At 61.4% G+C, this 25,823-nt stretch carries 25 protein-coding genes and 1 pseudogene; 2 read left to right on the top strand and 24 right to left on the bottom strand.

The features are described 5' to 3' along the window. Positions 1-380: 380 nt before the first annotated feature. The 14 genes from GCU68_RS20135 to GCU68_RS20070 form a co-directional block, all read right to left on the bottom strand. Positions 381-1,154 carry a sugar phosphate isomerase/epimerase family protein gene (locus tag GCU68_RS20135; protein ID WP_152944402.1) on the bottom strand — a complete coding sequence of 258 codons (774 nt, stop codon included), beginning with the start codon at positions 1,152-1,154 and terminating at the stop codon, positions 381-383. Then, complete coding sequence (locus GCU68_RS20130) at positions 1,154-2,335, bottom strand: alpha-D-ribose 1-methylphosphonate 5-triphosphate diphosphatase (protein WP_152944401.1); 1,182 nt, start codon at positions 2,333-2,335, stop codon at positions 1,154-1,156. The genes GCU68_RS20135 and GCU68_RS20130 overlap by 1 nt, the downstream gene beginning before the upstream one ends. After that, the gene (locus GCU68_RS20125) at positions 2,332-3,063 is read right to left on the bottom strand and encodes a phosphonate C-P lyase system protein PhnL (RefSeq protein WP_152944400.1); all 732 of its coding nucleotides are present in this window, start codon (positions 3,061-3,063) and stop codon (positions 2,332-2,334) included. Before GCU68_RS20125 ends, GCU68_RS20130 begins: the two co-directional genes overlap by 4 nt. Beyond that, positions 3,064-3,885 (bottom strand): ATP-binding cassette domain-containing protein, encoded by an 822-nt coding sequence (locus GCU68_RS20120; protein WP_152944399.1) that lies wholly within the window; start codon positions 3,883-3,885, stop codon positions 3,064-3,066. Beyond that, a complete protein-coding gene (locus GCU68_RS20115; protein ID WP_152944398.1) occupies positions 3,882-4,871 on the bottom strand; it encodes an alpha-D-ribose 1-methylphosphonate 5-phosphate C-P-lyase PhnJ in 990 nt (329 codons plus the stop codon). Before GCU68_RS20115 ends, GCU68_RS20120 begins: the two co-directional genes overlap by 4 nt. Beyond that, positions 4,864-6,027 carry a carbon-phosphorus lyase complex subunit PhnI gene (locus GCU68_RS20110; protein WP_152944397.1) on the bottom strand — a complete coding sequence of 388 codons (1,164 nt, stop codon included), beginning with the start codon at positions 6,025-6,027 and terminating at the stop codon, positions 4,864-4,866. The genes GCU68_RS20115 and GCU68_RS20110 overlap by 8 nt, the downstream gene beginning before the upstream one ends. Next, complete coding sequence (gene phnH, locus GCU68_RS20105; RefSeq protein WP_152944396.1) at positions 6,028-6,582, bottom strand: phosphonate C-P lyase system protein PhnH; 555 nt, start codon at positions 6,580-6,582, stop codon at positions 6,028-6,030. Beyond that, positions 6,579-7,022, bottom strand: a complete 444-nt coding sequence (gene phnG, locus GCU68_RS20100; RefSeq protein WP_152944395.1) for a phosphonate C-P lyase system protein PhnG — start codon at positions 7,020-7,022, stop codon at positions 6,579-6,581. Before phnG ends, phnH begins: the two co-directional genes overlap by 4 nt. Before the next feature lie 275 nt (positions 7,023-7,297). After that, a complete protein-coding gene (locus tag GCU68_RS20095) occupies positions 7,298-8,521 on the bottom strand; it encodes an MFS transporter (RefSeq protein ID WP_227015130.1) in 1,224 nt (407 codons plus the stop codon). A 3-nt stretch (positions 8,522-8,524) separates the two neighbouring features. Beyond that, the gene (locus GCU68_RS20090; RefSeq protein WP_152944394.1) at positions 8,525-9,223 is read right to left on the bottom strand and encodes a DapH/DapD/GlmU-related protein; all 699 of its coding nucleotides are present in this window, start codon (positions 9,221-9,223) and stop codon (positions 8,525-8,527) included. Between the two features lie 4 nt (positions 9,224-9,227). After that, entirely contained in the window at positions 9,228-10,226 is a 999-nt protein-coding gene (phnE, locus tag GCU68_RS20085; RefSeq protein ID WP_152944393.1) for a phosphonate ABC transporter, permease protein PhnE, read from the bottom strand. Next, positions 10,223-11,008, bottom strand: a complete 786-nt coding sequence (locus GCU68_RS20080) for a phosphonate ABC transporter ATP-binding protein (RefSeq protein ID WP_152944392.1) — start codon at positions 11,006-11,008, stop codon at positions 10,223-10,225. The genes phnE and GCU68_RS20080 overlap by 4 nt, the downstream gene beginning before the upstream one ends. A 73-nt stretch (positions 11,009-11,081) precedes the next feature. Then, positions 11,082-12,107 (bottom strand): PhnD/SsuA/transferrin family substrate-binding protein, encoded by a 1,026-nt coding sequence (locus tag GCU68_RS20075; protein ID WP_227015128.1) that lies wholly within the window; start codon positions 12,105-12,107, stop codon positions 11,082-11,084. 177 nt (positions 12,108-12,284) lie between these two features. Further along, on the bottom strand, positions 12,285-13,175 hold the full coding sequence (locus tag GCU68_RS20070; protein ID WP_152944391.1) for a PhoU family transcriptional regulator: 891 nt from the start codon (positions 13,173-13,175) through the stop codon (positions 12,285-12,287). Between the two features lie 183 nt (positions 13,176-13,358). On the opposite strand from GCU68_RS20070, the gene GCU68_RS20065 reads away from it, so the two are divergent. Beyond that, positions 13,359-14,369 carry a phosphate signaling complex PhoU family protein gene (locus GCU68_RS20065; RefSeq protein WP_152944390.1) on the top strand — a complete coding sequence of 337 codons (1,011 nt, stop codon included), beginning with the start codon at positions 13,359-13,361 and terminating at the stop codon, positions 14,367-14,369. Positions 14,370-14,636: 267 nt separating this feature from the next. On the opposite strand, the gene GCU68_RS21480 is transcribed toward GCU68_RS20065, so the two are convergent. The 10 genes and pseudogenes from GCU68_RS21480 to GCU68_RS20020 form a co-directional block, all read right to left on the bottom strand. Further along, a complete protein-coding gene (locus GCU68_RS21480; protein ID WP_168927125.1) occupies positions 14,637-14,810 on the bottom strand; it encodes a hypothetical protein in 174 nt (57 codons plus the stop codon). Positions 14,811-14,893: 83 nt separating this feature from the next. After that, the gene (locus GCU68_RS20060; RefSeq protein ID WP_152944389.1) at positions 14,894-16,081 is read right to left on the bottom strand and encodes an ABC transporter substrate-binding protein; all 1,188 of its coding nucleotides are present in this window, start codon (positions 16,079-16,081) and stop codon (positions 14,894-14,896) included. A 2-nt stretch (positions 16,082-16,083) separates the two neighbouring features. After that, the gene (locus GCU68_RS20055; RefSeq protein ID WP_152944388.1) at positions 16,084-17,256 is read right to left on the bottom strand and encodes an ABC transporter substrate-binding protein; all 1,173 of its coding nucleotides are present in this window, start codon (positions 17,254-17,256) and stop codon (positions 16,084-16,086) included. Positions 17,257-17,258: 2 nt separating this feature from the next. Beyond that, positions 17,259-18,461, bottom strand: coding sequence for an ABC transporter substrate-binding protein (locus GCU68_RS20050; protein WP_152944387.1), 1,203 nt, complete (start codon positions 18,459-18,461; stop codon positions 17,259-17,261). Between the two features lie 40 nt (positions 18,462-18,501). Next, positions 18,502-18,816 (bottom strand): annotated as a pseudogene (locus GCU68_RS20045) (ABC transporter ATP-binding protein); the annotation flags it as partial. A gap of 55 nt (positions 18,817-18,871) precedes the next feature. Then, positions 18,872-19,807, bottom strand: coding sequence for an ABC transporter ATP-binding protein (locus GCU68_RS20040; protein ID WP_152944386.1), 936 nt, complete (start codon positions 19,805-19,807; stop codon positions 18,872-18,874). Continuing rightward, on the bottom strand, positions 19,808-20,938 hold the full coding sequence (locus tag GCU68_RS20035; protein ID WP_152944385.1) for a FecCD family ABC transporter permease: 1,131 nt from the start codon (positions 20,936-20,938) through the stop codon (positions 19,808-19,810). It abuts the gene before it with no gap. Beyond that, positions 20,935-21,918: an FAD-dependent oxidoreductase gene (locus GCU68_RS20030; protein WP_152944384.1), complete on the bottom strand. Its 984-nt coding sequence runs from the start codon at positions 21,916-21,918 to the stop codon at positions 20,935-20,937. Before GCU68_RS20030 ends, GCU68_RS20035 begins: the two co-directional genes overlap by 4 nt. Before the next feature lie 2 nt (positions 21,919-21,920). Beyond that, positions 21,921-23,135: an ABC transporter substrate-binding protein gene (locus tag GCU68_RS20025; RefSeq protein ID WP_152944383.1), complete on the bottom strand. Its 1,215-nt coding sequence runs from the start codon at positions 23,133-23,135 to the stop codon at positions 21,921-21,923. A 68-nt stretch (positions 23,136-23,203) separates the two neighbouring features. Next, positions 23,204-24,193, bottom strand: coding sequence for a HEAT repeat domain-containing protein (locus GCU68_RS20020; RefSeq protein WP_152944382.1), 990 nt, complete (start codon positions 24,191-24,193; stop codon positions 23,204-23,206). Between the two features lie 173 nt (positions 24,194-24,366). Here GCU68_RS20020 and GCU68_RS20015 point away from each other — a divergent pair, with 173 nt between their 5' ends. Continuing rightward, a complete protein-coding gene (locus GCU68_RS20015) occupies positions 24,367-25,572 on the top strand; it encodes a threonine synthase (protein WP_193565110.1) in 1,206 nt (401 codons plus the stop codon). The last annotated feature ends 251 nt before the right edge of the window (positions 25,573-25,823 follow it).

The raw sequence follows: 25,823 nt of genomic DNA, 5'->3' as shown, positions 1-25,823 counted from the left end.
ACTATACCCTTCAACTATACTCCTCTCCCCTGTCGAAACTATGTACTATGGATTTCGACGTTTTCAGTGTGTTTAAAGACAAAATGGCCCACAGTTGCCAGCCGACAAACTCTCAGTACGAGTTCTGATACGCGTCACTGAGACGCTATCGGTATCATCTATATGTGGATTGTATAGTCACTTGCTGTCACTGTTTGCTATAGCTATATATTCAAGCTATACTCTCGAGCTATACTTTCGAACGTTATTGACTAGGGAGCTGCCCCCTGATCCCCCGGCGCTCGCACAGCCAGGATCGAACGGTAACTGGCAGTCGTTGCTCGCGGGCTCGCCTGCGCTCGAGTCACAAGCCCTCGAATGGGTGATCGGTACTGACGGCTTCAGTCGAGCGATCGGGCACCGCGTACGCTCTCGGCGATGTGATCGAGCCGCTTCATCTCGAGGACGGCGAAGTCGGGATCGACGGTTGAGACGATCTTCTCGTAGTCGCGGATCGGTCGGTGCTGGTCACCCGTCCCGTCGTTTTCGTGGAGATGGAGGACGCGGATGTGGTCGCCGAATCGGTCGTTGAACGCCTGCCACTCGTAGCCGCTCACCTTCGCGTGGCCGACATCGAGGGTGACGCCGAGGATTTCTGGCGGACAGTCGACGGCCTCGAGGTACGTTTCGAGGTCGTCAGGCGAGGTTGTGTGGCGCTCCGTCGTCTCGGACCACGGCTGGTTCTCGAGACAGAGCGCCACGCCGACGTCTTCGGCATAGGTCGCACACTCGGTGAGTGAGCGGATGGCGTTGTCGTAGGCCTGCTCTTTGACGGCCTCGCGGTAGCGTCGCGGCACGGAACCTCCGTGGACGACGACGGCACCGGCCCCCGCGGCCACGGCGGCTTCGAGGGTGGCTTTCACTTGCTCGACGCCGGCCCGGCGCGAGCGCTCGTTGAAACTCCCCATGTTCCAGTCGCGAAACGGCGCGTGGTAGCTGAGGGTCACGCCATACGACTCGGCTAACTCTCCAATCCGTTCAGGCGAGGGCGGGTCGGGCTGGGTACAGAGGTACTCGTGTTTCAACTCGAGGTGATCGAGGCCAAGATCAGTGATCCGCTCGAGGAACGCCTCGACGGAGGGTTCGAAGCGGATGTCGGTCGCGGCGCCGACCATCACTGCTCACCTCGAGCGCGGTAGACATACTCCCCGCCGACCAGCGCATGGGAGACGGTCGGCGTCGGGTCGGGGTCGACGACGACGAGATCCGCCCGTGCCGCCGGTTCGATGCGCCCGCGGTCAGTGAGTCCGGCGGCGTCGGCAGGGTTTGCGGTAACGCGGGCAACCCGTTTGGGGAGCGGTTCGCCGGTCTCGACAAACGGCGCGGCGAGCAGCGACGGTGGGTGGTAGTCCGCACAGAGGATGTCGACGACATCGGCGTCGATCGCTTCGCGGGTTCCGAGGTTCCCCCACTGGCTGCCGCCGCGGACGAGGTTCGGCGCGCCCATCGCGACCGTGAGCCCTTCGTCGACTGCGGCCCGGGCTGCCTCGAGCGTGATGGGGTACTCGCTGATCGAGATTCCTTGCTCGGCGAGCCCTTCGACCTCGGTCGGGTTTTCGTCGTCGTGGGAAGCAACGACAACGTCCGCCGCCGTCGACTGGTCGACGATCCGCTCGATCCGATCCTCGAGGGTCTCGGCGTCGACCGCTGCGCGCTCATCACGGAGACGCGTCGCGTCCTTGATCGAGAGTTCTTCCTGATTTTCGTAGTACTCCATGAACCGATCAGCATCGCGGAACTGTCCCTTGCCGGGGACATGGCACATGACCGACGCGATGTCGGCGTGGCCTGCCTCGAGAACGCGGGAGACGGCATCAACGGCGTCAGATTCGGTGATCTCACACCGTGCGTGGACGCGGTGATCGACGAGTAGCGAGGATGAATCGGCGAGGAGTTCGGTCAGTTCGGTAGCGAGATCGGTCGAGCGGTGCTCTTCGGGAGAATCTTCGAAGGCGATAGCGTGGAACTTCGTCGTCACGCCCGCCGCGAGGTTGGCCCGGTCAGCCGCCGAGAAGGCCATCGGCGTCTCGACGCGCGCACTCGAGCGTGGGTAGAGCTGGCGCTCAACGTCGTCGCCGTGAACGTCGATCAACCCGGGGAGCACGTACTCGCCATCGGCGTCGATCGTGACGTCGACGCCCGCGGTCTCGACGTCGTCCCCGATAGCCGTGATCCGCCCGTCGTCGACTCTCACCAAACCGTCGATAACGGTGTCGGGCGTGACGATCCGCGCGTTCTCGATCGCAATGGTCCCGGCTTCGAGTCGGTCCTCGGCCCCGGACTCGATCGCGCTCATGCGATCACCTCTCCGCGAAACTCCGCAGCGGGAACGACGCGCTCGAGCGTGCCGTCGTCGAAGACTGCAACCCGGTCGGCGACCGACTCGACGACGTCCCGGTTGTGGAAGACGCCGATGATAGTCGTGTCGTCGAGATACTCGTCGAGAACATCGAGCGCCAGTGCCCGTGTCTCGGGGTCGAGCGCGCTCGTCGGCTCATCGAGTAACAACAGGCGGGGGTTCGGGGCGATCGCCCGTGCCAGGTTAACCCGCTGGCGCTCCCCGCCACTAAACGTTGCGGGGTAGGCGTCGAGTAGATCCGAGGGAAGTGCGAGCGCCTCGAGCAGTTCCCGGGCGCGCGCTCGAGCGGCCTCTCGTTCGAGGTCTCCTTCCCACAGCGGCCGGGCGACCACGTCGACGGCCGGGACTCGGGGAATCTCCTCGAGGAACTGGGAGGCGTAGCCGAGTTCGCGCTCCCGAAGCGCCAAGATATCCCGCTCGGGACAGGTCGCGACGTCGACCGGACCATCGAGCGCCTCGAAGGTGACGCTGCCCGCCGTCGGTTCGTAAGTCCGGTAGAGACACTTGAGCAGTGATGACTTGCCGCTGCCGCTCTCGCCGACGATGGCGAGGAAATCGCCGTCCGATACGGAGAAGGACACGTCCTCGAAGGCGGTGACGTGCTTGCCACCGACGACGTGCATCTCGAAGGTCTTGTACAGCTGCTCGACTGTGAGTATCGTCATTTATATCACCGAGTTGATGAGCTTCTGGGTGTATTCGTGGTGAGGGTCCTCCATGATCCGATCCGTCAGGCCGCCCTCAACGACGCGCCCGTGGCGCATCACGAGGGTTCGATCGGCCAGTAGCCGAATCACGCCGAGGTCGTGGGAGACGACGATCGTCGCGACGCCCTTCTCGCGCTGGACGCGCCGGAACGTATCGAGCACCTGTGCTTGGACGCTCACGTCGAGTCCCGTCGTCGGCTCGTCGAGGACGATCACGTCAGGGTTGTTCGCCAATGCGCGGGCGATCTGAACGCGCCGTTGCATCCCGCCGCTGTAGGTCGTTGTCGGGTCGTCGACGCGCTCAGTCGGGATCTCGGTGCGCTCGAACAACTCGAAGACGCGCTCGCGGATCTCCTCGTAGTTGCGCCAGCCCGCAGACAGCAGTTTCTCCGCGACGTTGCCGCCGCCGGTGAACTCGAGGTTCAATCCGTCGCGGACGTGCTGGTGGACCATCCCGACGTCGTGATCGCGGAGCCGTCGTCGGGTCTCGTAGTCGGTCTCGAGCAGATTCCCATCGTGGTTCGCGTAGGTGACCGCGCCGGCGGTGGCGTCGGCGTCGAGCGCGAGGATTTCCGCGAGGCTCGACTTGCCGCTGCCGCTTTCCCCGACGATGCCGAGGACTTCCCCTTCCCTGACGTCGAGGTCGACCGACGCGCAGGCGACGACGCTGCCGCAGACGGGACACTGGTTCGTCCCCGCCTCGTCACCGGTGTGGGAGACGCACTCGCCACAGGGCTCGCCGTAGAGCTTCTTTACACCCTTGGCGGCGTACAGCGTCATTCGTCGTCACCCCCATCGAGCGCTTCTGTTCCCGGTCCCCAGGCGACGCCCTCGGCCTCGAGGTGGTGGTCTTTCGGCAGGTCCGGGTCGGTGACGCGTTTCGCACAGAAACTGGTGTCGTTGCAGACGGCGACGTGCTCGCCGTCGTCGGTCTCGAGTTCCGTCAGAAAGGTGTCCTCGCTGCCACAGACGTTGCAGGCTCCCTCGAAGCGTTCGACCTGGAACGGCCGGTCTTCGAACGCGAGCGGTTCGACATCGGTGTGGGGTGGCACCGCGTAGATGCGCGCTTCGCGGCCGGCCGCGAGCAAGTAGAGCGTGTCGGCGTTATCGAGTTTCGGGACGTCCCAGCGCGGGATCGGCGAGGGATCCATGAGGTAGCGATCGTTGACCATCACCGGGTAGCGCGCCGAGATCTGGATCTCGTCCCACTCCACGACGTTCTCGTACAGCGCCACCCACATCTTCCCGTAGTTTTTGTGGGCGTGGCGCGTCCGGTTGCGGTCGTCGCTGCCGTCAACCCGTCGGAGCGGATCGGTCTGTGGGACCTGCAAGACGAGAAGCTGCTCGTCGGTCATGACTTCTTCGGGAATCCGGTGGCGGGTCTGGATTACCGACGCGTCGGTCGTATCCGTCGTCGTCCCGACGTCAGCGGTCGTCTCCGCGAGTCGGCGGATGTTCGCGGCGTTGACGCTCTCGTCGCTGCCCTGATCGATGACTTTGAACGTGTCCTCGGGGCCCAGCAGCGACAACGAGACCTGAATGCCGCCGGTCCCCCATCCCCTGGCGAGGGGCATCGCCCGTGACGCGAACGGAACTTGATGCCCCGGAATCGCGACCGCCTCGAGGATGCCGCGGCGGACTTCGCGTTTGGTGTGCTCGTCGAGGTAGGCGTAGTTGTAACCCTCGAGTCCGGCCGATTCTACGGCCGACAGCGCATCGTCGAGCGACTCCGCGTTGACTGCGGAACCGGCGTCGGCGTCAGTCATCGGCGCTCACCTCCGGTGTCTCGGCTGCGTTACTCGAGTCGGCGGTACCCCGATTCGTTCTGATCGCCCGGATGCGATCGAGGATGCTCTGGAAGGTCACGTAGTGTGGGAGTTTGAGGTGTTCGATGAAGCCAAAGGAGTCGATGCCGTCGATCGCATCGAGGACGAATTCGCCGTCTTCGGCGGGTTCGTCGCCGCCGAGTTGGATCGAGGCGTCGAGGATCGTCATGCCGATGGCCTTGCGTTCGTTGCGGCCGTAGACCAGCCCGTAGCCGAAGGCGAACTGCGGATCGTCGCGTTTGGCGTAGACGGGGACGACGGCCTCGCTCTCGGTTACGCGCGTGGTCGTGACTGTCACCTCGTCGCCAGTGTATGGGTGTTCGACGACGACGGGGAGTTCGCCGGTACGAACCTCGGCGAGTGTCGGATGGACCTGTCCGTAGCCCCGCAACGCGGTGTAGGAGAGTGCCGTCACCGCGCCGGTTTCCCCGCGGGCGAGTTCCTGGAGAACGCCCGATCGGGGTAGCGGGAACGTAACCGGCTGGCGGGTCGTGTCGTATGGTTCGTCATCCGCTTTCCCTGTTTCCGCCTCCGCCTCAGCTTCGGGCGCGTTCCCGGCAGCAACGGTCTCCTCGCTGCCGTCGGCCTCGGCGACCAGTCCCTCCTCGCGGAGGATATCCATCACGTTGCGCAGAGTCTGTGGCTCCTCCTCGGAGAGCTCCCACGCCTCGGTGGGGTCGTCGCCGTCGTCCTCGAGGAGGCCAAAGTCGAGCAATCGCTGGGTGTAGTCTTTCGTCGCACCGAGAATCTGTCCGCCCGGTACGTCCTTGTACGCCGGCGACACCCGCCGGGTCGCGACCATCGTGTTGGTCGCTGTCGGCACGCTGCCGTCCCAGCGCTCGAGCGTCGACCGATACGCCCGCAGGAGAAACGCCGCCTCGACGGTGTCGCCCTGTGCCTGCTTGACCGCGAGGGCGGCGAGGCGGGGCGCGTACAGGCCGGCCTCGCTCATCACCTGGTCGATCACCCGCGAGAGCTGTTCGTCCAGTTGGTCGACCGAGAGCGGGTCCGTCTCGCCGTCGACGCGCCGACTCTCGAACAGTTCCTCTGCCCGCCGGATGACTTCTTCGCCGGCTTTGACCGCAACGTACCCCATCTAGGCCACCTCCAGATCGATCGATCGCGGAAGCGCAGCGAGGCGATCCTCAGTCGTCAACACGACGTCGATCCCGCGGGGGAACGCCCGCTGGGCGTCGGCGATCGCCTCGAGTTCCGCCGCTGGAAGGCCGCCGATCGCAAACGTTCGGGTTCCGGGAACGCCCGGTCCGGAGACCGTGACGGCCACGTCGTCGGCCGTGGGCTCGGTCTCGATCGAGTCGACGCGGTAGACGACGGTCGCCCCGTCGCTCGGCTCCTTGAGCGATCCGTGCTGGGCCTCACGGACGCGGCCGTCAGTCGATCCGGCGATGTGAACGACGTCGGCATCGGGGAGGGCCGCTTCGACGAGCCGACCAGCACCGGCGAAGGCTTCACAGACTGCGTCGTCCTCGGTGTGGAGGCTCACTTCGTGGTCGACGAGCGTCGCGAGCACGGCGTGGTCGGCCGGCGTCGTCGGCGTTCGCTCGATCGTTCCCGGTCGCGCCATCGCGTCCAGAAGCGCACGGAAGATCTGTTGGGTGTCCCGAACGGGATCGATGCCGAGCGCTCTCATAGCTCGTCCTCCATCGACTCGAACTCGACGGTCGTCTCCCGACTCGTCGCCCACGCGCGGGCTCGCTCCTCGTCTCGGTTCGCCACAGCCGCCTCAAGTGCGTTCTCGATCTCCGCGGTCAGTGCGTGACCGCCGGCGACGGCGGCGTCGACAATCGCCCCTGCGAGTGCGATCCGTTCGTTTTTTCCGGGGACCATCGCGAACCCGCGTGCGCCTTCGAGGTCGACCTCTGCGACGGTGACGAGCACCTCGCCGAGGTTGAACGGCCGATTCTCGACCGGCTCGATGACGCGTTGCATCACGAGCTGTGGGGTCGGCGCTTGCAAGAGCTCGAGGTCCGGACCCGCCGCCAGCACCTCATCGGCGAACCCAGCGAGGGTCTCCCCGTCAGCGAGGGCGATCATCTCGAATCGATCCGACCGATCGTGTACGGAAGTCATGTTTCGAGTGGGTCAACCCGTATTTCCCGGTTAAGCGTTCGCTGGGTACTCTCCGTGCGCTCGGACGGGACGGGGAAGAATCACCGCTTTCGTGACTGGCGTCTGGACTGGTCCGGACGGTACATCTCGGTCGGCATCACACGCACGTTAGATGTCGTTGGCTCAGGACGACTCGAGTCATGGGATGTGTGGTCTCCTACGGAAGGACGAAACTGTAGCGTGGTCGCTCGAGTTTGCGACTGGCTGATACTGGTGGGGAATGGCGTGGGAGGTGATTAATCGCTCTGCTGGCTCACATCCCACGAGAGTATGCCGACGAATGCCAGTCCGAAGAGCGCACCGAGGGCGAGGGTCGGAAAGGCGATAGCGTAGCCGCCTCGGTCGAGCGCGAGCCCGAAGACGACAGGCGAGACGATCGTCGTCGAAAACCCCACGAGCGACTGGACCGAGAGCGCCGAGCCGACTGCCTCGTCGGGGACGACTTCGGTCACGAGCGTCGAGGTCGGCGCACTGTCGAGCGCGAGAACAAGCCCGTACACGAGCGTGACAGCTACGAGCACCGCCGTCGGCAAGTTGTCGAGCAGGCCGAACACAGCACTCAAAACGGTACTCGAACCCAATCCGATTGCGAGGATCTGCGGCCGACCGATTCGGTCGCTGAACCACCCTCCTGCGACGTTTCCGACGCCGCCGGCGATAATCATTGCGCCGACGACCAGACCGGGACCGAGCGTCGAGTCGCTGACCACAAACGCCGGCGTTGCGACGAGAAACGCGAGCAACCAGCTTCGGACCCCGAACAGTTCCCAGTTGTGCCACGCGTAGATGCCGATCGCGGCGAGATACGTCCGATTGCGGAGGAGCGCCCAGTCGAAGCCAGTCCGGTGATCGTGAGTACGATCCGGTGCATCGCGTGTCGAGGCGAGGACGAGTGGGGCGACGAACAGCGCTCCGACACTCGTCGCGGCAATCGCAAGCCGCCAGTTCATTACCTCGAGGGCTGCCGTGGCGAACACGAACGAGAGGCCGCTCCCGAGTTCGAACGTGCCGATGTATATTCCGAGGGCACGACCACGGATACGTTCCGGAAACCAGTCGCTGAGAAAGCGCATCCCCGGAACGTAGACGCCCGCCACGAACAGCCCCGAGCAAAACCGCAACACCGTTGCAAGGAACACGCCGTCGGCGAACACGGCGAAGGCGAGACTCGGCACTGCGGTGCCAGTTGCACCGACCGCGATTACCCACCGCGGGGAGTACCGATCGGCGAGCCACCCGGCAGGGACAATCGCCACGAGGTAGCCAACTTGAAAGGCGCCGAAAACGAGTCCAGCCTGCATCCCGCTCAGTCCCCACGCGTCGACGACCTGCGGGAGGACGGCCGAATAGTTAAACCAGATCAGAACAGACAGAAATAGCGCGGTCGACGTCACCACCAGCACGCGGCGGCGTTCACGCGTCTGCTGGTGACCGCCCTCATCCACACATTCGACGCTCACGGATCAGTCGGTCTCCAACGCGTCGGCATCGTCGGGGGCGTACTTCGAAAGGAAGGTTTCGAGGTCGCGGAAGTCCTCGAGGCGGGCGGCGAGCGTCTCGTGGTCCCACTGCCACCACTCCGTGGCCTCGAGGCGGGCGGCGACGTTCTCGGGGAAGCGCCGGCGGACTGGTTTGGCGGGGACACCGGCAACGATGGTGTACGGAGGGACGTCGTCGACGACGACCGCGCCGGCAGCGACGACTGCTCCGTTACCGATGGTCGTTCCCGGAAGGACCGTCGCGCTGTGACCGATCCAGACATCGTGTCCGATCTCGACCGGCTGGTCTGCTCGCCACTCGAAGATCGCGTCGTCATCCTGTCCGAGGTCGTACATCGACGCTCGGTACGTGAAGTGGTGGGCCGTCGGTCGGTCGATCGGGTGGTTCGTCGGACCGAGACGAACGTCCGAAGCGACGTTGCCGAATCTGCCAATCGTGGTGTAATCGAGCTGTACGCGCTCCATAAGGTACGTGTAGTCGCCGATGTCGGAGACGTTGACTCGCGTGTGTGGGCGAATTTCCGTCCACTGGCCAAGCGTGCTGTCGGTGATGGTAACCGGTTCGTGGAGCGTCGGCTGGGCTGAGAGTTCGTGAACCCGTGGACCGCCGTGGGCGTCGACTTTGTACCGATTGTCACGTTGGTCGAATTTTGGTGCAGTCATGTGATCACCGTCGGTTCGTCGTCGACTCGACGATCTTCCGGGGTGCCGTTCGGAACGCCTCGAGGAGTCCGATCTGTTCGACGTCGTCATCCTCGCGGAGATACGAGCGGAGTCGCTGGCTGAGCAGTTCGACTGAACCCGCCACGAAGACGATGACGATGATACAGGCCATCATATTCGTATAATTAAACGTCTGGCGCTGAATTTCCAGGATCAACCCGAGCCCACCCGCACCGATGACACCCAGCGTGATCGCCACGCGGACATTGTGCTCGAAGTCGAAGGCGATCCAGGCCAGATACTGGCGGAACACCTGACTCAACATTCCGAAGGAGACGACTTGTGATTTGTTCGCCCCCGTACTTCTGATCCCTTCGATGGGCCCGTCCTCGATCTCCTCGAGTTCGTCCGTGAAGAGTCGACCGAGATAGCCGACGGTGTCGACAGCGATCGCGAGCGTTCCGGTAAAGGGCGACACCCCGCCGAGGGGGATGAAGATGAGTGCCCAGACGATAGCCGGAATGGCCCGAATCATCGCCATAATCGAGCGAAACAGGAAGTTGAACGGGTAGGGAATCACGCGCTCGCTCGCGAGGACGCCCAACAAGAGCGCACCCGGCAGGCCGATAACTGTCCCAGCAAACGCGATCGAGACGGTTACCACGGCCGCTCCGAAGAGGTTCTCGCCGACGATGAACGCCCAGTACGCGCTCAGATCGATGAAGGGGATGCCGAAGTACGACGTCGGCGGGAAGTACCCATAGAGCGCTTCTACGAACTGCGGGTAGTACTCGATGAGCTGGCCGAGCGAGAACTCCGACATCCGGAGCGAAACCCACATCAGGATCGAAAGGACGACGACACCGACGACCAGCCAGAGCCTACGGATTGTTTTTCGACGTTTGAGATCCTGCAACTTGCGCTCCACCGGGCGATCACCACAGGACTCGAGCCCCAGATACCTGCGAAGACGCCGTCCGAGCGGAACCGAATCCGAACTCATACCGTCACCTCGGGGTCGATCTGTACAGCCGGCTCTTGCATCTCGTATCGGTCGGCGAGCCCGACTGTCTCGACGTCTCCGTAGAGGTCGTTGATCAGTTCGGGCGTAAGTTCGCTCCGTTTGACGTCGAACAGCAGGCCACCATCGCGGAGGCCAATAAATCGTTCCCCGAAGTGTGCGGCCACGTTGACCTGATGGAGGCTGACAAGCGCGGACACGTCGTGGACGTCCGCAGCACGTTTCAGATACTCCATTACGGTCTCTGCACTCGAGGGGTCGAGACTGGCGACCGGTTCGTCCGCCAGCAGTAGGGTTGGGTTCTGGACCAGTGCACGTGCGATCCCGACGCGTTGCTGTTGGCCGCCGCTCATTTGGGACACCAGCTGGTGAGCTTCCTCGAGGAGTCCGACGGTCTCCAGCGCCTCGAGTGCGCGAAGTTTGTCGTCACGGTCGTTCCACTGGAAGAGACTTCGAATCGTCGTCGACCGATCGAGCGCGCCCGTCAACGCGTTGTTGTACGCGGAGAGTCCTTCGACGAGGTTGTGTTGTTGAAATACCATTCCCGTCTTCGAATCGCAGTCCTGTACCGAGTTCCCGTCGAGGGTGATCGAGCCCTCGGTCGGCTCAGTTAGCCCGTTGACACACCGAAGCAACGTCGATTTTCCCGCTCCGGACTCGCCGAGCAAAACGACGAACTCGTCTTCGATCTCGAACGAGACGTTCTCAAGTGCGGTCACGTCTCCGTACCGTTTCGTTAGATTTTCTATCGTTAGCGTACTCATGTGAATGATCTCTGGTAGTGTCGCTGCCCGTCGGTGGTCTCAAGTGAGGGTGACAGCAACCCTGGTTGGCGATTCAGTTACCGAGTTCGATATCGAGTGCATCGAGACGCTCGATGACTGGTTCGTAGTGATCGAGGCCGGTATCCTCGAGCGTCGTAAACGGAAGTGAGCCCTCGTAGTCGTCGGGAACGTACGGCTCCATCTTTTGCTCGTTGGCGTTGTGCAGGGCCTCTTCGATGGTGTCTTTCATATCTGATTCCCAGCTCTTTCGGGCGTAGAACGGTTGTTTCGGGATGGGGAACGACCACCAGATTGGCTTTACCAGCGGCTCTTCGGTCCCCGCTTCGTCGACGTAGGCGTCTTCCTCTCTGACCTCCTGTGGGATGTCTTCCGCGGCGACCGACTCCATGCCGTTCCCGCTCCAGGTACAGCAGGCATCGGCTCGTCCGTTTTTCAGGTCCTTGAGCGCCTGATCGTGGTTGGACCACTCGCCCTCGAAGTCGACGGGATCTCCGTCCGGTGCCTCACCAATGTCGAGACCTGCTTCCATCAGGGTGTAGGTCGCGAAAATAGAGCCACTCGTCGAGAGTCTATCGGCGAACGCGACTTTCTTCCCTTTCAGATCGGTTCGCTTTTCAATGCCAGAATCCGGTTGCGTAAGCATCATCGAAAAATAAAACGCCGTTCCGCCGGTGACCGCCGTACCCATGACGTCGAAGATCTCGGGTTTCGAAATTAGACCGACGTCTTCGAGGCCGATCTCGGCCTGTTCGCTCTCGAGAGCCGTCCGAACGGCCGAGTAATCGGTTGGAACCCGCAGATCGACCGCGAGACCGTCGATCTCGCCCTCGAGATAGTTTTTCATCGGCGTATACTCTTCCTCGACGTCGGTCGGGTTATCGGGCGTGAGGAGGATGGTGACAGTCTCACCGTTTCCGCCCGTCGAACCGAGTACGTCGCTACACCCGGCGAGTCCGGTCAGTGTCGCAGCGCCTGCAGTGCCTGTGATGAACTGGCGACGCCCCAGTCGGCTGGCGTTCGTATTCGGTTCCGGGTTCGAAGTCGATTCCTCGGATGCATCGGTGGTCATATCTGCCATCGGTCTGGGGTTGGACAGACAGTGGATAACCGTTGTCTGCGTAGACTCTGGATCGTCACAACCCGAAAATCCGATGCAGGAGTTGATCACCAGCCGTTTTTGCAAGTCCGGACTAGTACTGACCTGTTCGGCTAGTCGGCGGTAACCGCCAGCGGGGTCACGCCCTGCTTTCGCCGGCTACGCACTCGTTCCCATCGTCAGGTGCTCGAGTTCGATCCCGACGTGTAACTGGACGGCGATTTCCGCGGTGTCGACCCAGTAGTAGATCGCCCGCTCAAGCGCTCGCGTGATCGAAACCAGGTAGCCGTAGACGTCGGTGTCGTAAGCGGTCACCAGCTCGAACAGTTCGTTTATGTTTCGGTGGACGCGTTCCTCGGCGGCGTAGAGGCTGTCGATACTGTCGAGATCGCAGTCGAAGAGGATCGCCCTGACGTACTCGTTGATCCGTTCGCCGGTCTCGAACACCTCGAGCAGTCGCTCCTCGATAACCCCGCTGGCGTTGACTGCCGTGTCTTCGACCACGTCGGAGACGAAACAGGCTCTATCGCCGACCAGTTCGAGATTGCGGGCGATCGTTGCGAACTCGGCTGCCACCCTGTTTCCCGGCCACTCCGTCGAGAGGGTAAAAGACTTGAGTTCGTTGAGCAGCGCGGACGTCCGCTCGTTCGTCAGCGGCTCGAGTTGCCCCGCAGTTCGCTCCGGGGTCTCCCCGACGAACGTCGCGCGAGCGGCGGCGTACTGCTCGTTCGTCACCTGCTCGATCCCCTCGAGTAACTCGAGGATGATCTGCCCGTTCTCGGTTGTATCCGTCCCGTAGAGACTCGAGACGGCGGGCGCCTCCTCGAAGAGCCGTTCCTGATCGACGACGTAGGCCTTCTTGACGAGGTCGCGCCCTTTCAGTTCTTGGAGGAGTTCGGAGACGTAGTGTTCCGAGAGGTCGAGGTCGTCGGCGAGCGCCGACTTCGTCTCGAGGGCTGTTCGGTCGATCGCCTCGACGATCTGTGCGAGCGTCGCTTCACGGCCATGTCGCGACTGGTGGATACACCACTGTACCGATTGGCGGGACATAATTGCCTGTTGGCCGGTCTCCCGGATAGCTGTGTACAACAGATAGTACGGACTGGTCCGGAGATGAAAGCGGCATCGAGCGCTCGAGTGCCCACCAGGCGTGTCGGGTCCGACCAGTAGCGCTATATTCCAATATAGGTCCCTCATAGCAGCAATCAAGCATAGACCATTCGAGGCCCGCGTATGGAAACGCGAAAGGTACAACTCTCCGGTGGAACGACGTACACCGTCTCGCTGCCGAAACAGTGGGCTGAAGAACACGGGGTCGAGGCGGGCTCGATCCTTCACGTCGATCCCAACGAGGACGGAACGTTACTCGTCAGTTCCACACACAAAGCGGACGACGAACTGGTCGCGACGGTGCCAGTCGAGTCACGATCGCTCGACGAACTCGTCCGAACCGTCGAGGCGCTGTATCTGGTCGGCTACGATCGTATCTGCCTCCGTGATCCGACGGGGAATATGGCCGGCGTCGCACACGAATTCACCAGACGAACGTCTTTGAGCGGCCTCGAAGTGCTCGAGGCGACCGAGACGAAGATCGTCTTCCATAACCTGATCGAGGCACGGAACGTCTCGATTCGAAAGAACACGATCCGCCTCAATCTCATCGTCTTGAGCATGTACCGGGACGCGATCGACGCGGTCGTCGACGGTGACGAGTCGCTCGCACGAAGCGTGATCGATCGCGACGACGAAGCCGACAAAATGTTCGCCATGATTTCCCGTCACTTCCGGCGCTCGCTCTCGAACCTTCAGGAGGTCCAACAGCTCGGCTTCACCAGAGACGAACTATTCGAGTACTACTATGTCGCCAGACAGCTCGAGCGCGTCGGCGACCACGCAGAAAAGATCGCTCGTCTGGTCACGAGACACGCCCCCGACCTGTCGCCCGAGCTCGTCGACACGATCGGCGGGATGGCGGATCGCTCGCGAGCCGTCTTCGAGCGCTCGACTGAAACCGTCCTCTCGAATGCACCACTCGAGACCGCCTATCAGGCGCTGGACGACCGGACCAAACTCGTAGCCGACCTCGAGGCGATCGATCGCGACCTTTACGAGCACGATTCGGCGGGGAATGCGTATCTGGCGGGGCTATTGCTCGATAGTATCAAACGAACGGCGGAGTACGGTGCGAACATCGCTGAGATGGGGATCCAACGCGAGCGACGAACGTGCAGCGCCACTGAATGAGGGTGTGGGAAAGAGCGCCGTCTCGCCGTCGTCACGGTCGAACTGCTCGAGTCTCGAGACGGATTTGCTCGCTTGCTGGTCGTTTCTCCAGAAGATATCGCAGCATATGGTGTAACCAGCGTGATCCTCAGTCGCAGGACGAAACCGTGAGTTCCACAACCGTATCACGGCGTGAACGATGAGTTGTCCGATTCGTGCGGTCCTCGGTCGCGACTCGAGACTTGTGTACCGCGTTTCCTCCGTGTGTTGGTCGTGGCCTTGAGTCGCTTACCGCTTTACGGTCACCGGCTGGTCGGCGACGATGAACGGTTCACTGTCCCCGTCGGCGAACGCCAGACCGCCACACTTGCCGCGACAGACTCGCCAAGACGGCAGGTCGGGGATGTCGTAGTCCGCTGGGTCACGGTAGGTCCCCGCGATTTCCCACTCTCGAGCGCGCATTCAGCGATCCCCCGCGAGTGTGTATTTGATGGGCTCTCTGAGCGTCGGTTCGGCTGCCAATTTCATATCGATGGCACGCATGTTCAGATGTCTCCGTTAATGATGTCCGCAACCCGCTCGCGGTCGAACAACTTCGCATCATCGGGTATTTGTCCGAATCCGGGGAAGTTGCCGAACTGCTCCGGATAGAGTTGCTTTGCGACTGCCTCTGTCTGGAAGAGGTTCGTAATCGGTCCCTGCGTATTGTTGCCACCGCGGTACACGTCATCGTTCTGTACCGCTGTTAGCTGACTTCCAAGGGGGTGCTCTCGCATCGGATCGATCACCTGATCGATGAACGCTTCGCGAGAATCGGTCCCGAGGATTCCGTTATGGATCATCAGGATGTCCGGATCGGCTTCCAGAAGCGTCTCGTAGTCGACCTGCGCATACGACGTGTCTTCGGGAACGATGCCCTCCATGGCGTTTTTTACCTCGAGGTCGATGTACTGTTTCTTTCCGTAGCCGGGATCGATGTGGTACGCGCCGAACTCGTCGTTCTGTACCATTTCGGGTCCGGTGGCGACGAGGCCGACGGCCGGACGCTCTGCGTCCGACGGAAGCTCAGCCTGCAGGTCGTTGATGAACTCGTCGTGGAACTCACTGAATGCCGCATAGCGGTCTTCACGCTGGAACACCTTCGAGACGTTTTCGAAGATTTCGTACAGCGACAGGAACGGATAGTCTCGCTCCTCGCCGATCCGTCGGCGAGCGTAGTGGCCGAAAAACGGCCCGATGTTCTGTGCGATTTCGTCGACGTCCTCGGGCGAGAGCAGCCACTGCGACATGTACTCGGGGTCCATCAGGTGGACGTCACAGTCAATCTCGTAGAACCACTCTTTATCGGCCTCGTAGTCCTCGTTCACTTCAATTTCCGAAAGCGAGTCGACGTCGACATCGACGCCCGGCAACTCGTCGTAGAATTCGAACGGATACTGGCCGATATTGTAGACCGCTTTCAGACGATCGCCGACACCGAGAGCCACGCCCATGTCCGCGTGGGTGACACGGTAGGACATATACGACTGTGGAACCGAATCGAATTCGACGTCGCCCATCGGCGGCATCGTCACCGTATATGATCCGTTTCCATGGCCGGCTGTTTCAGCTCCCTCATTCCGGTCTGCGAGATCCGAACAGCCAGCAAGGGCAGCGCCGCCGATAGCCGCGCCGTACTTTAGCGTGTCTCTGCGCGTCGGTCCAGTCGTCGTATTCGTGTGGTCGTCCGCCATTGTTATATCTCTCCGTTAATAATGTCAGCAACTCGTTCGCGGTCGAACAGCTCCGTATCGCTCGTTACGTCACCGAACACGTCGGGATACATCTGTTTGGCAGCCCGTTCGGTCAAAAACAGGTTCTGTATCGGTCCCTGATAGAGGTAGCCGCCACGGTACACTCGCCCGTTCTCGACGGCCCGAAGTTTACCTCCGACGGGATGATCCTCCATATACGCAAGGACAGTATCGCGGAACTCCGACGCGGATTTTCGCTCGTGTCCTCGAATGAGAATAACGTCCGGATCGACTTCCAGCAGGTGTTCGTAATCGAGTTTTCCGCGGATCGTGGTGCTCAGGTTCTCGATGTCGGTTCCAGCTAGCACGTCACCAACGCCGAGATCGAGCCACTGTTTCTTGCTCGTTCCCTTATCGACGAGCCGGTACGGTGAGAACGCCTCTGGTTCGGTACTTCCCTCGAACGTGAGAAAGACGTTGGGACGCTGATCCGGCGCGGGGAGCTGTGTCTGAATATCGGCGATGAACTCGTCGTGGAACTCCGCGAACGCCTCGAAACGGTCTCGCTGTTGGAAGACTTCTGCGACCTTCTCGAACGCCTCGTAGAGCGTGTAGTAGCGGTAATCGCTGTGCCAGTTATCAGACCGTCGGAAGATCAGATTGCCCACGAACGGCCCGACGTTTCTGGCAATCTCGTCGATATCGGACTGGTCCCAGTCGAACCAGTTGATGAGCATCTCCGGATCATAGAGGTGAACGTCGCTGTCGAGTTCGTAGAACTGTTCTTTGGTTCTGACTTCGGGATTTGCCTCGAGTTGCTCGCGGTCGACGCTTACGCCCGGAAGTTCGTCGTAGACGGACGTGTAGTACCGAGGGGCGTGACCGATACCCGTTATTCCGTCTGCCTGGCCGAGTGCGACGGCCATATCTGCGTATCCACCGGTGTATGCGACCCACGTCTCTGGAACCGACTCGAACGTAACCTCACCGACGGGCTCCATCGAGACGGTATACGGACCGCCTTCGGTGGTGCCGTCTGTTGCTGCCGGTGCCGATTCCGAATCGCCCACGCAGCCGGCAAGCAGCCCCCCGCTGACGACTGCGCCGCCGTATTTGATCGTGTCTCTGCGCGTCGGTGTTCGCGTCGTCTCCGCGTTCGTGTCGCTGGGATGCATCTTCAGAACTCACCGCTGACGATGTTGGCCACTCGCTCGTGATCGAACAGCTGCTCGTCGTCGTCGAATTCGGGATAGCTATCTCCCGTCTCGTAGCGCGGCCACTCTCCGAACTGCTCGGGGTACACTTGTTTGGCGGTCATCTCGAGTTGCAACAGGGTCTGGAGCGGCCCTTGGAACGACTGCCCCGATGCGTAGAAACGATCGTTCCGGATGGCGGTCAACTCTTGTCCGAGTGGATCGTTCTCGATCGCGTCGACGACGGCTTCCCAGTCGTAAAACGGCGTGACAGCAAAGTTGTGGAGGATGACGTCCGGGTCAATTTCGAACATTCCCTCGAAGTCGTAGCCGGCTTCGTAGTTCTCAGCATACGTCCGATCGCTGTTTGCAAACGCATCGCGTGCGCCCAGCGGACGCGTGTGTGCTTTCCCGAAGCCCGGCCCCGAGATCCGATACGGGTGGAACGTATCGTCGTAGTACGTGACGAGCCCCACCGTCGGGCGCTCGTTCTCCGGTGGAAGATTTGCGCGAATCGTCGCGTACAAATCCTCGTACTCCGCCTGTAATGCTTCGAAGCGATCTTCCTCTTGGAACACCGCTGCGACCTTCTCGGTGAGTTCCCAAATCGTGTAGTACCGATACCCGTCGGCCCACTTCTCGGTTGGACTCGCGTGCTGACGGCTGTATCGGTTCCCGAACCATGGGCCGACGTTATCGCGTATTTCGTCGGTGTCCGTCTTGTCCCAGCCATCGAACGTCGACGCCCAGGCCGGGTCCATCAGGTGGACGTCACTGTCGAGTTCGTAGAGAACTTCTTTGTCGAACGATCCGTTCGAAAACAGTTCCGTTAGCCCGTTGACGTCGAAATCGACGCCGTCGAACGGCTCGAAAAAGTACGAGAGCGTCTGCCCGTAGCCGTCTGGGAACCCGAGGGAGTTGAGGGCATCGTCGTGACCCAGTGCGACGAGCATATCCGCGTAGTGTGGACTGTAAGCCATCACGTTCGACGGGATCTCGTCGAAGGTAACCTCTCCGACCGGAGACAGTTCGACCGAGTACGACTCCGTGGCCGATGGGGCTGTCGTCTCGTTCTGCCCGGCCAGATCCGAACAGCCCGCAAGGGCAAGGCTCGCTGCGAGTATCCCGCCGTACTTTAGCGTGTCTCTTCGCGTCGATACTTCGTGCCTCGATTCTTCACTTGGCATATCTTTAGGCTCGCCTAAAAACTAATAAACACTCCGATTCTTAGGCAGGCCTAAAAACGTCGTCAGCCGCGCCGTAAGCGGCGCGCTCGACGAACTCTTCGGACAGATCGTCGATTTCGCCGGCCTGCACACTCCTCAGATTGGCGTACAGACCGTCCGCTGCGAGTAACTCTCCGTGTTTCCCACGTTCGACGATCTGTCCATCCCCGAGCACGAGGATGGTGTCGGCGTCCTTGATCGTTGAGAGGCGGTGAGCGATAACCACTGTCGTTCGGTCAGCCGTGAGACGATCTAGAGATCGCTGGATGAGATACTCGGTTTCCGTGTCGACGCTGGCAGTTGCCTCGTCTAGCAGATGATGACCGGATCTTGGATTTCGAGGTCGGTCTCTCCCCCCTCGATGTCGGTCACTACTCGGCCTCCACGCTGTCTGTTTGGTGGATGGCCTCGCTGTCGGTATTCGAACCAGCGTCGTAGCGGGCGCGCAGCGGGTGGATTCGCGGTCCATGCTCGGTTAGTTCGACATCGGCGTCGATACGGAACACCTCTCCGAGCAACGCTTCGGTGACGACCTCCTCGGGCGTTCCTCGAGCCCGTATCTGGCCGTTCTCGAGCGCAACCATGTGGTCTGCGAGCCAGGCCGCCTGTTCGATGTCGTGGAGCACGACGACGACCGTAACCTCGCGCTCCTCTCGAAGACGGTCGACGACCTCCAGTACCCGAAGTTGGTGGTGAAGATCGAGGAACGTCGTCGGCTCGTCGAGGAGCAGGACGTCGGTATCTTGGGCCAGGACCATCGCGATCCACGCGAGCTGTTTTTGCCCACCGCTCAGACTGCCGACCGCACGCTCGCGGAGGTGGTCACAGCCTGCAAGCTCGATCGCGCGCTCGACTGCCCGCCGATCCGCTTCGGTGATGCTCTCGAAAAAGCCCCGATGCGGGTAGCGGCCGTGCAAGACGAGGTCTTCGACAGTGATACTCGACGGCGACGTGCTCTCCTGCGAGAGCAACCCGAGCTTCCGGGCAAGCGCTTTCGTGTTCATTGTCTGTACGTCGTCCCCGCAGAGCAGTACCGAACCGTCGTGAGGGGCCAGTTGATTGGCCAACCCCTTCAAAAGCGTGCTCTTCCCCGAACCGTTCGGGCCGACGAGTGCGGTGACCGCACCCGGTTCGGCGACGATGGACTCGCCATCGATGACCGACTCGTCCGAACTCGAGTACCGTAACACGAGTTCCGAACCGACGAGCGTGCTCGTACCCGACCCCTCAACCGCGTCCGACGGTTCAGCGACGCCCGTTTCTCTCGATCCGCTGGTCCGTCTTGTGGCCGTGGTATCGTTCCCCATCTAGATTTCACCCATGTTCTCTTGCTTTCGCATCAGATAGAGGAAGTACGGGCCGCCGAGGAGACCGGTTACGATCCCAACGGGTATCTGTGTCGGATTCAACGCGAGTCGCGCACCCACATCGGCACCGACCATCAACGCCGGACCGACGAACAGACAACCGATAATCAGCTTCTTCGAGTCGCTACCGACGAGGTTTCGTACCATGTGTGGCACGATGAGGCCGACAAAGCCGACGATGCCGGCGACGGCGATGCTCGCCGCTGCCGCGAGGACCGCAACACCCGACAGCGCGAACCGAACTTTCTCGATCGACATCCCCAGCGATTTTGCCGTCTGTTCGCCCAGCAGGAGAACGTTCATCTGGCGCGAACCGGCGATGGAGAGGAGAACAACCACAATCGTCCACGGGAGCACAAGTCGGACTTGTTCCCAGTCGGTCCCGGTCAGCGATCCAGTAGTCCACGCAATGGCTGACTGAACGACGCCGATGTCGTCCGCGAAGAAGAACAGCGCTGTCTGCAGCGAGCCGAAAACCGTTCCGACGATGACGCCGGCGAGTACCAGTCGAACCGGCGATGTCCCGTTCTTCCAGGCGATCGCGTAGACGATAAGAAACGCAACGGCACCCCCGAGAGCGGCGATCAGCGGGAGGAACGCTGTCAGCCCCCCGAACACGACGAGCGTCAACAAGATCATGAGCCCCGCACCGGAGGAGACACCGAGGATGAACGGACTCGCGAGTTCGTTCCGAGTCACGGCCTGGAAAATCGCCCCGGAGACGCCGAGATTCATCCCGACGAGGACCGCAACGAACACCCGCGGGAGCCGAATGTTCCAGACAATGAGGCTGTTGGTACTCATTTCGGGCATCGCTTCGCCCAGTAAGAACGCGTCCCAGGCCTGCGGATTGAACACCACGTTCGGATTGAATACGGCGCGCCACGCCTCGGCAAACGTCATCGAGTAGGCGCCGTAGCTCACCTGAATCAGCCCACCGACAACCACGATAGCGAGGCAGCCGAGTATCACCGTCGCGAGCTTCGGATCGAAGAGCCACCCGAACCGCGTCTCGTTTCGCGCCGACGTCGCAGTCCGGTCCGTTCCGATGTTCGATCGTTTCCCACTCATCGTGTGTCGAGTTCGAACTGTGGTCTCTCGCTGACGTACTCCCGAATCACGTCGTCGTCGATACCGTCTAGAAGCGTTTCGTCTTCGATTGCTTCGACGACCGACGCTGGGTCGAGGCGTGCTGCGAGCGTCTCGTGTCCCGCCGGTATTCTCGAGTCGATTTCGTCGGGCGTCACGTACGACGATAGCGAATCATCAATAACCGCCGTCCGAACCCGCCGGAACCGCTCCGAGTCGGGAGCAACCGGTGCATCCTCGGCGTAGTATTCGTCGAACCAGTCGATCCACGTCTCGCGCTCAGTCCACTCGTCGTCGAGTTCGGCCTGCCGGCGCACCCAGTCGACGCCTTTGGCAACCTCGTCCCACCAACCGTTCTCGACTCGGACATCGGCAATAAGGCGGTTAGCCACCCGCGCACCCCGGCCGGCGGCCATAATCGCCTGCGTATCTGCCTCATCGGAAGGGGAGGCGACGTACAGACCCTCGATCGGCGTTGTCCCGTCGTGGTCGGCGTACGCGGTATCGAACGTTTCGTGTTCCTCGCCGCCGTGTTCGTACGTCTCGAACATCGCTTCGTCGTCGTCCAGCCCGCGCATGTACTCGCCGTCGTACCGCGTCGCTGCGACGACCCGCCGGGCGGTGACGGGATCGCCTTCCTGCGTTTCGACGACGAATCCGTTACCGTCATCGACGTGTTTGACTGTCTCAACGAGGTCGGAAACGATTTTACAGCCCGTGGTCTCAGCGTGTTCGTGCAACAGCTCGTACAGCGTTTCGATATCAATGCCCGCGGGGAATCCGAGATAGTTCTCCAGATAGGCACAGCGCTGGATCGAGGATCGACCACGGTCGAAAATAACCGTCTCGAGGCCCTCGCGGGCGGTGAACACGCCTGCAGCGCAGCCTGCCGGACCACCGCCGACGATGACGACATCGCAGTCGTACTCGGTGGTGTCCTGTGTTTCTGGTAGCGGACACATCTTTAGCTGTCTCCGTTGATTATGTCCGCGATCCGCTGACGGTCGAACAGCTGTTCCTCTTCCGGAACCTCGAGCGGTGCATCGAGATCGAGTGCACCGAACTCCCCGGGATACAGTGATCGGGCGGTTACCTCGGTGTTTAAGAGGTTGACGAGCGGTCCCTGTTCGCCTTCAGCACCAGGGTAGACGCGACCGTTCTGTACCGCCGTCAATCGGCATCCAGTCGGATCGTTCTCCATCGGGGCAATAAACTGTTCACGGAACGCCTCAGAATCGAATGCACCGTCGCCATCGAACGTCGTCGAGCCTGTGGTGATCCCCCAGTGAACGCAGATGATGTCCGGATCGACCGAAAGCATCGTCTCGTAGTCCGTCTCACCGTGCTGTCCGGTCTCGACGCCTTCGAAGGCGTTGACCGCACCGAGGTCACGGTAGGATTTTTTCTCGTAACCGGGGTCGTCGAGGTCGAGTACGTAAAATGTCCCTTTCTGCGGCTCGGAACCGCTGTTAATCAACGCTACCGAGGGACGGTCCTCTGTGGGCGGCACGCGGGGTTGGACCTCTGATTGGACCGCTTCGTGGAGGGTGAGCCACGCGTCGGCACGCTCGCGTTCGTCGAAAACTGTCCCCAGTATTTCCAGCGTCTCGAGCATCGATGGCGCGTTCTCGGGGTAGCCCATGTCGTGTTGCCAGTCGGATTCCGTCCGGCGGTTGTGACAGCCGAAAAACGGGGCGACGTTCGACTCGATCTCCTCGGTGTCAGACTCGTCCCAGTTATCATCCCAGGCCTCGACCATATTTGGGTCGAGAAGGAAGGCATCCGGATCGAGTTCGTAGAACACCTCCTTTGAGTACCCGCTGCTTTGCCACAGTGCCGGCCAGTCGGGATCGAGGTCAAGGCCGAACGGTTCGTAGAACAGTTCCGGCGCATCGATCCGGTTCGTTCGCAGTTTCTCGCCGTGGCCGAGGGAGATGACCATATCTGCCCACCCCATGTTGTAGGTCGTAACGGACTCGGGTACGCGCTCGAATTCCCGACAGCCGACCGGGAAGAGACACGCCTCGTAGGCGCCTCCTGTCGACTCTGTTGCTTTCTCACCCTCCTCATCGAGCAAGTCCGAACACCCAGCTAATGCCACACTGCCGATGAGTGTCCCACCGTGTTTCAGATATCTTCGCCGAGTTGTTGCTTCGATTTCCCCAAACTTGTCGACCATACTGCTTTAGGCCAACCTAAAACATAAAATCGTTCCGGTTTTTAGGCTAACCTAATTAATTGGCTACATTAGCGAGGACCACCGCATCGCGGACACATCGGTGGTCCCGCTTCGGAAAGAGAGAGTCCGCAGTGAGGACACTCGTTGCTGGGGGGAGAAGCGATCTCCCTGACAACGTCGTCAGTTCGTTCGCGGATCGACTCGATCGTCCCGACTTCCTCAGGAGCGGGATCTACCGGCCCTCCGTCGATCGCAAAGCGGACTCTGTCAATGAGAAACTGTTCGGCATCGTCGTCCGCGGCCGAATTCACATCCGGTATCGACACGTCCGAGTCCGATCGGGCGAGCAAGCCGAACGCCTCGGCTGCTCGTCCCCGCACGTAGGGACTCTCGTCGTCCAACCGATCGGTCAAGGCAGTGACGCCCTCGGACAACGCGTCCGGATACGCACAGCCGATCGCGACGAGCGTCGTACAGAGGTGATACCGCACGAGTTCGTTCGGGTCAGCCAGCCGTTCGCTCACGGACGTCACGTGATGGCGAAGGCGATCTGGATTGCCAAGCGCCACGCACTCGAGCGCTTTTGCCAACTTCTCTCTTACTTCTGGTTCGTCGAACGACAGGCCGATTCGCAGGTCCGCGAGCACCTCGGGTGAGGCGACCTCTGGCCGTTCCAGTGCCACGTAACCGAGTGCCTCCGCCGACCGGGCGCGCACGTAGTAGAACTCGTTCTCGTCGGCCAATCGGTCGGCAAGCGGTGAGACGGCCGACGAGACCGAATCCGGTTCAGCCTCGGCGAGTTCGACGAACAGTTTTGCGGTCGTTAGACGGATCGATCGCTCCTCGTCGGTAAGAAACCGCGTGAGCGTCTCGAGTACGGGCTCGAGTGCAGCTGGTTGCTGTTCGGCGAGCCGTCGTAGCGTCTGCAGCACTGTTTTTCTCGTCTCGATGTCGTGCGTTCCGAATCGCTCGAGACACGTCTCAGCTTCCTCGACGGCGCCGCTATCGAGGAGGGCCTCAAGTCGGTCGATCGACGGTGGCTGTGTCGAATTGTCCATAGGTTCGTGGGGATGTATCGGTAGACTCTGAGCCACCAAATGATAAAATCCACCGTCGAAGACAGCGCTCGTCCAATAGCGTCTCGTGAATGGTGCCGTGAGAAATCCACTCTCTGAACCGAATTCGAGTTTCGATGGAGCCACCTATCCCCCCACTCGAGTAACAGGCACGTATGAGTCTACCGACAGTCTGCTACCGGTGCAAGCGGCGGTATCGGGACGATTATCGGGCACGATGTGCGTGTGGCGAACCGGTCTGGTTCGATCACGAGTCGACGGCGTTCGATCTCTCGAGTCACCGGGACGAGACGGGAATGTGGCGGCACGCGGAACTCCTGCCGATCGACGTACCTGACGGAATCGCCACTGCCGCTGGAGACACGCCGCTGATCCGAAGCCGACGACTGGATGAGGTCGCCGGCTGCCGCGTGTACGTCAAAGACGAGGGAGAAAACCCGACCGGCTCGTACAAAGATCGCGGGAGTGCCGTCGCCGTCCCCCAGGCGATTCAGCAGGGCACCGACGTCGTCGGGACGGTCTCCTACGGTAATATGGCGCTGAGTACCGCGGCCCACGCCGCTAGCCTCGGCTGTGAGTGTGTCGTCCTCGTCCCAGCCGACATTTCGCCGGGTCGGCTGGAACTCATCGCCCAGTACGGGCCGACGATTCTACGCGTCGAGGGGGACTACAGCAAGCTGTACGACGAGGCACTGCAACTGACTCGCGACCTACCGATCTCGTTTCTGCTCAGTGACGCTCCGGGACGGATTAGCGGCTACAAAACCGCACTGTTCGAGATTTACGACTCGTTGTATCCCGAGATCCCCGACGCGATTGCCCTTCCCGCGAGCTCGGGCGGGTTCGCCAGCGGCGTCTGGCGGGGCATTTTGGACCTTCAACACGCCGGTGTGATCGACTCTCCACCACGACTGTATCTGATCCAGACGGCCGCCTCGGATCCGATTACCCGCGCGTACACAGCTGATCAGGACGAGGTTTCGGCGCTCGCACCCGACGCCGTCGGGGAGACGATCGCCCACTCGATCGGGAACCCCGACCCACCCAGCGGTACCCGGGCGCTGACCGCAGTCGGGGAGACGGGCGGCGCAGTGTGTTCGGTCACCGACGACGAGATCCGAGACGCAACACGGCAGTTCGCGCAGCGCGGTGGCTTCTGTGTCGAACCGGCGTCGGCGACGCCGCTTGCAGGCGTCCGCCACCTCACTCGCCGTGGCGAGATTGACGAGGACGAGACAGTCGTACTCCTGCCGACCGGAACCGGATTCAAGGAGTTGGGTACCGGAACGGCGTCCATCCAGACTGAGACCGTCTCCCGAACCGCGCTGTCGTCGCGCCTCGAGTCGCTGCTCTCGAGTTGAACAGTCGACTGTCGCGATTGTCGTCCAGTACACCGTCACACCTACGTCTTACCTTTGACAGCGAGAGATCCCCGCCCTTTCCGTGAGGGACGAGCGTTCCGATACCAGTCGGAAAAAGACCGAACAGGGCGGGCATGAATCGCATAAACTCTGGCGGACTCCATTGAATCGCCATACAGCGTCGGAATTAGTGGGCCACGTACTGTTTGATGTTATATATGTGGTTCATTATTTACAATATCTAAAAGAAT

The sequence above is a fragment of the Natronorubrum aibiense genome (assembly GCF_009392895.1).
GTDB classification, from domain to species: domain Archaea; phylum Halobacteriota; class Halobacteria; order Halobacteriales; family Natrialbaceae; genus Natronorubrum; species Natronorubrum aibiense.
The sequence above is the reverse complement of the archived record's forward strand: the minus strand, read 5'-3'. Positions and strand labels throughout refer to the sequence as shown.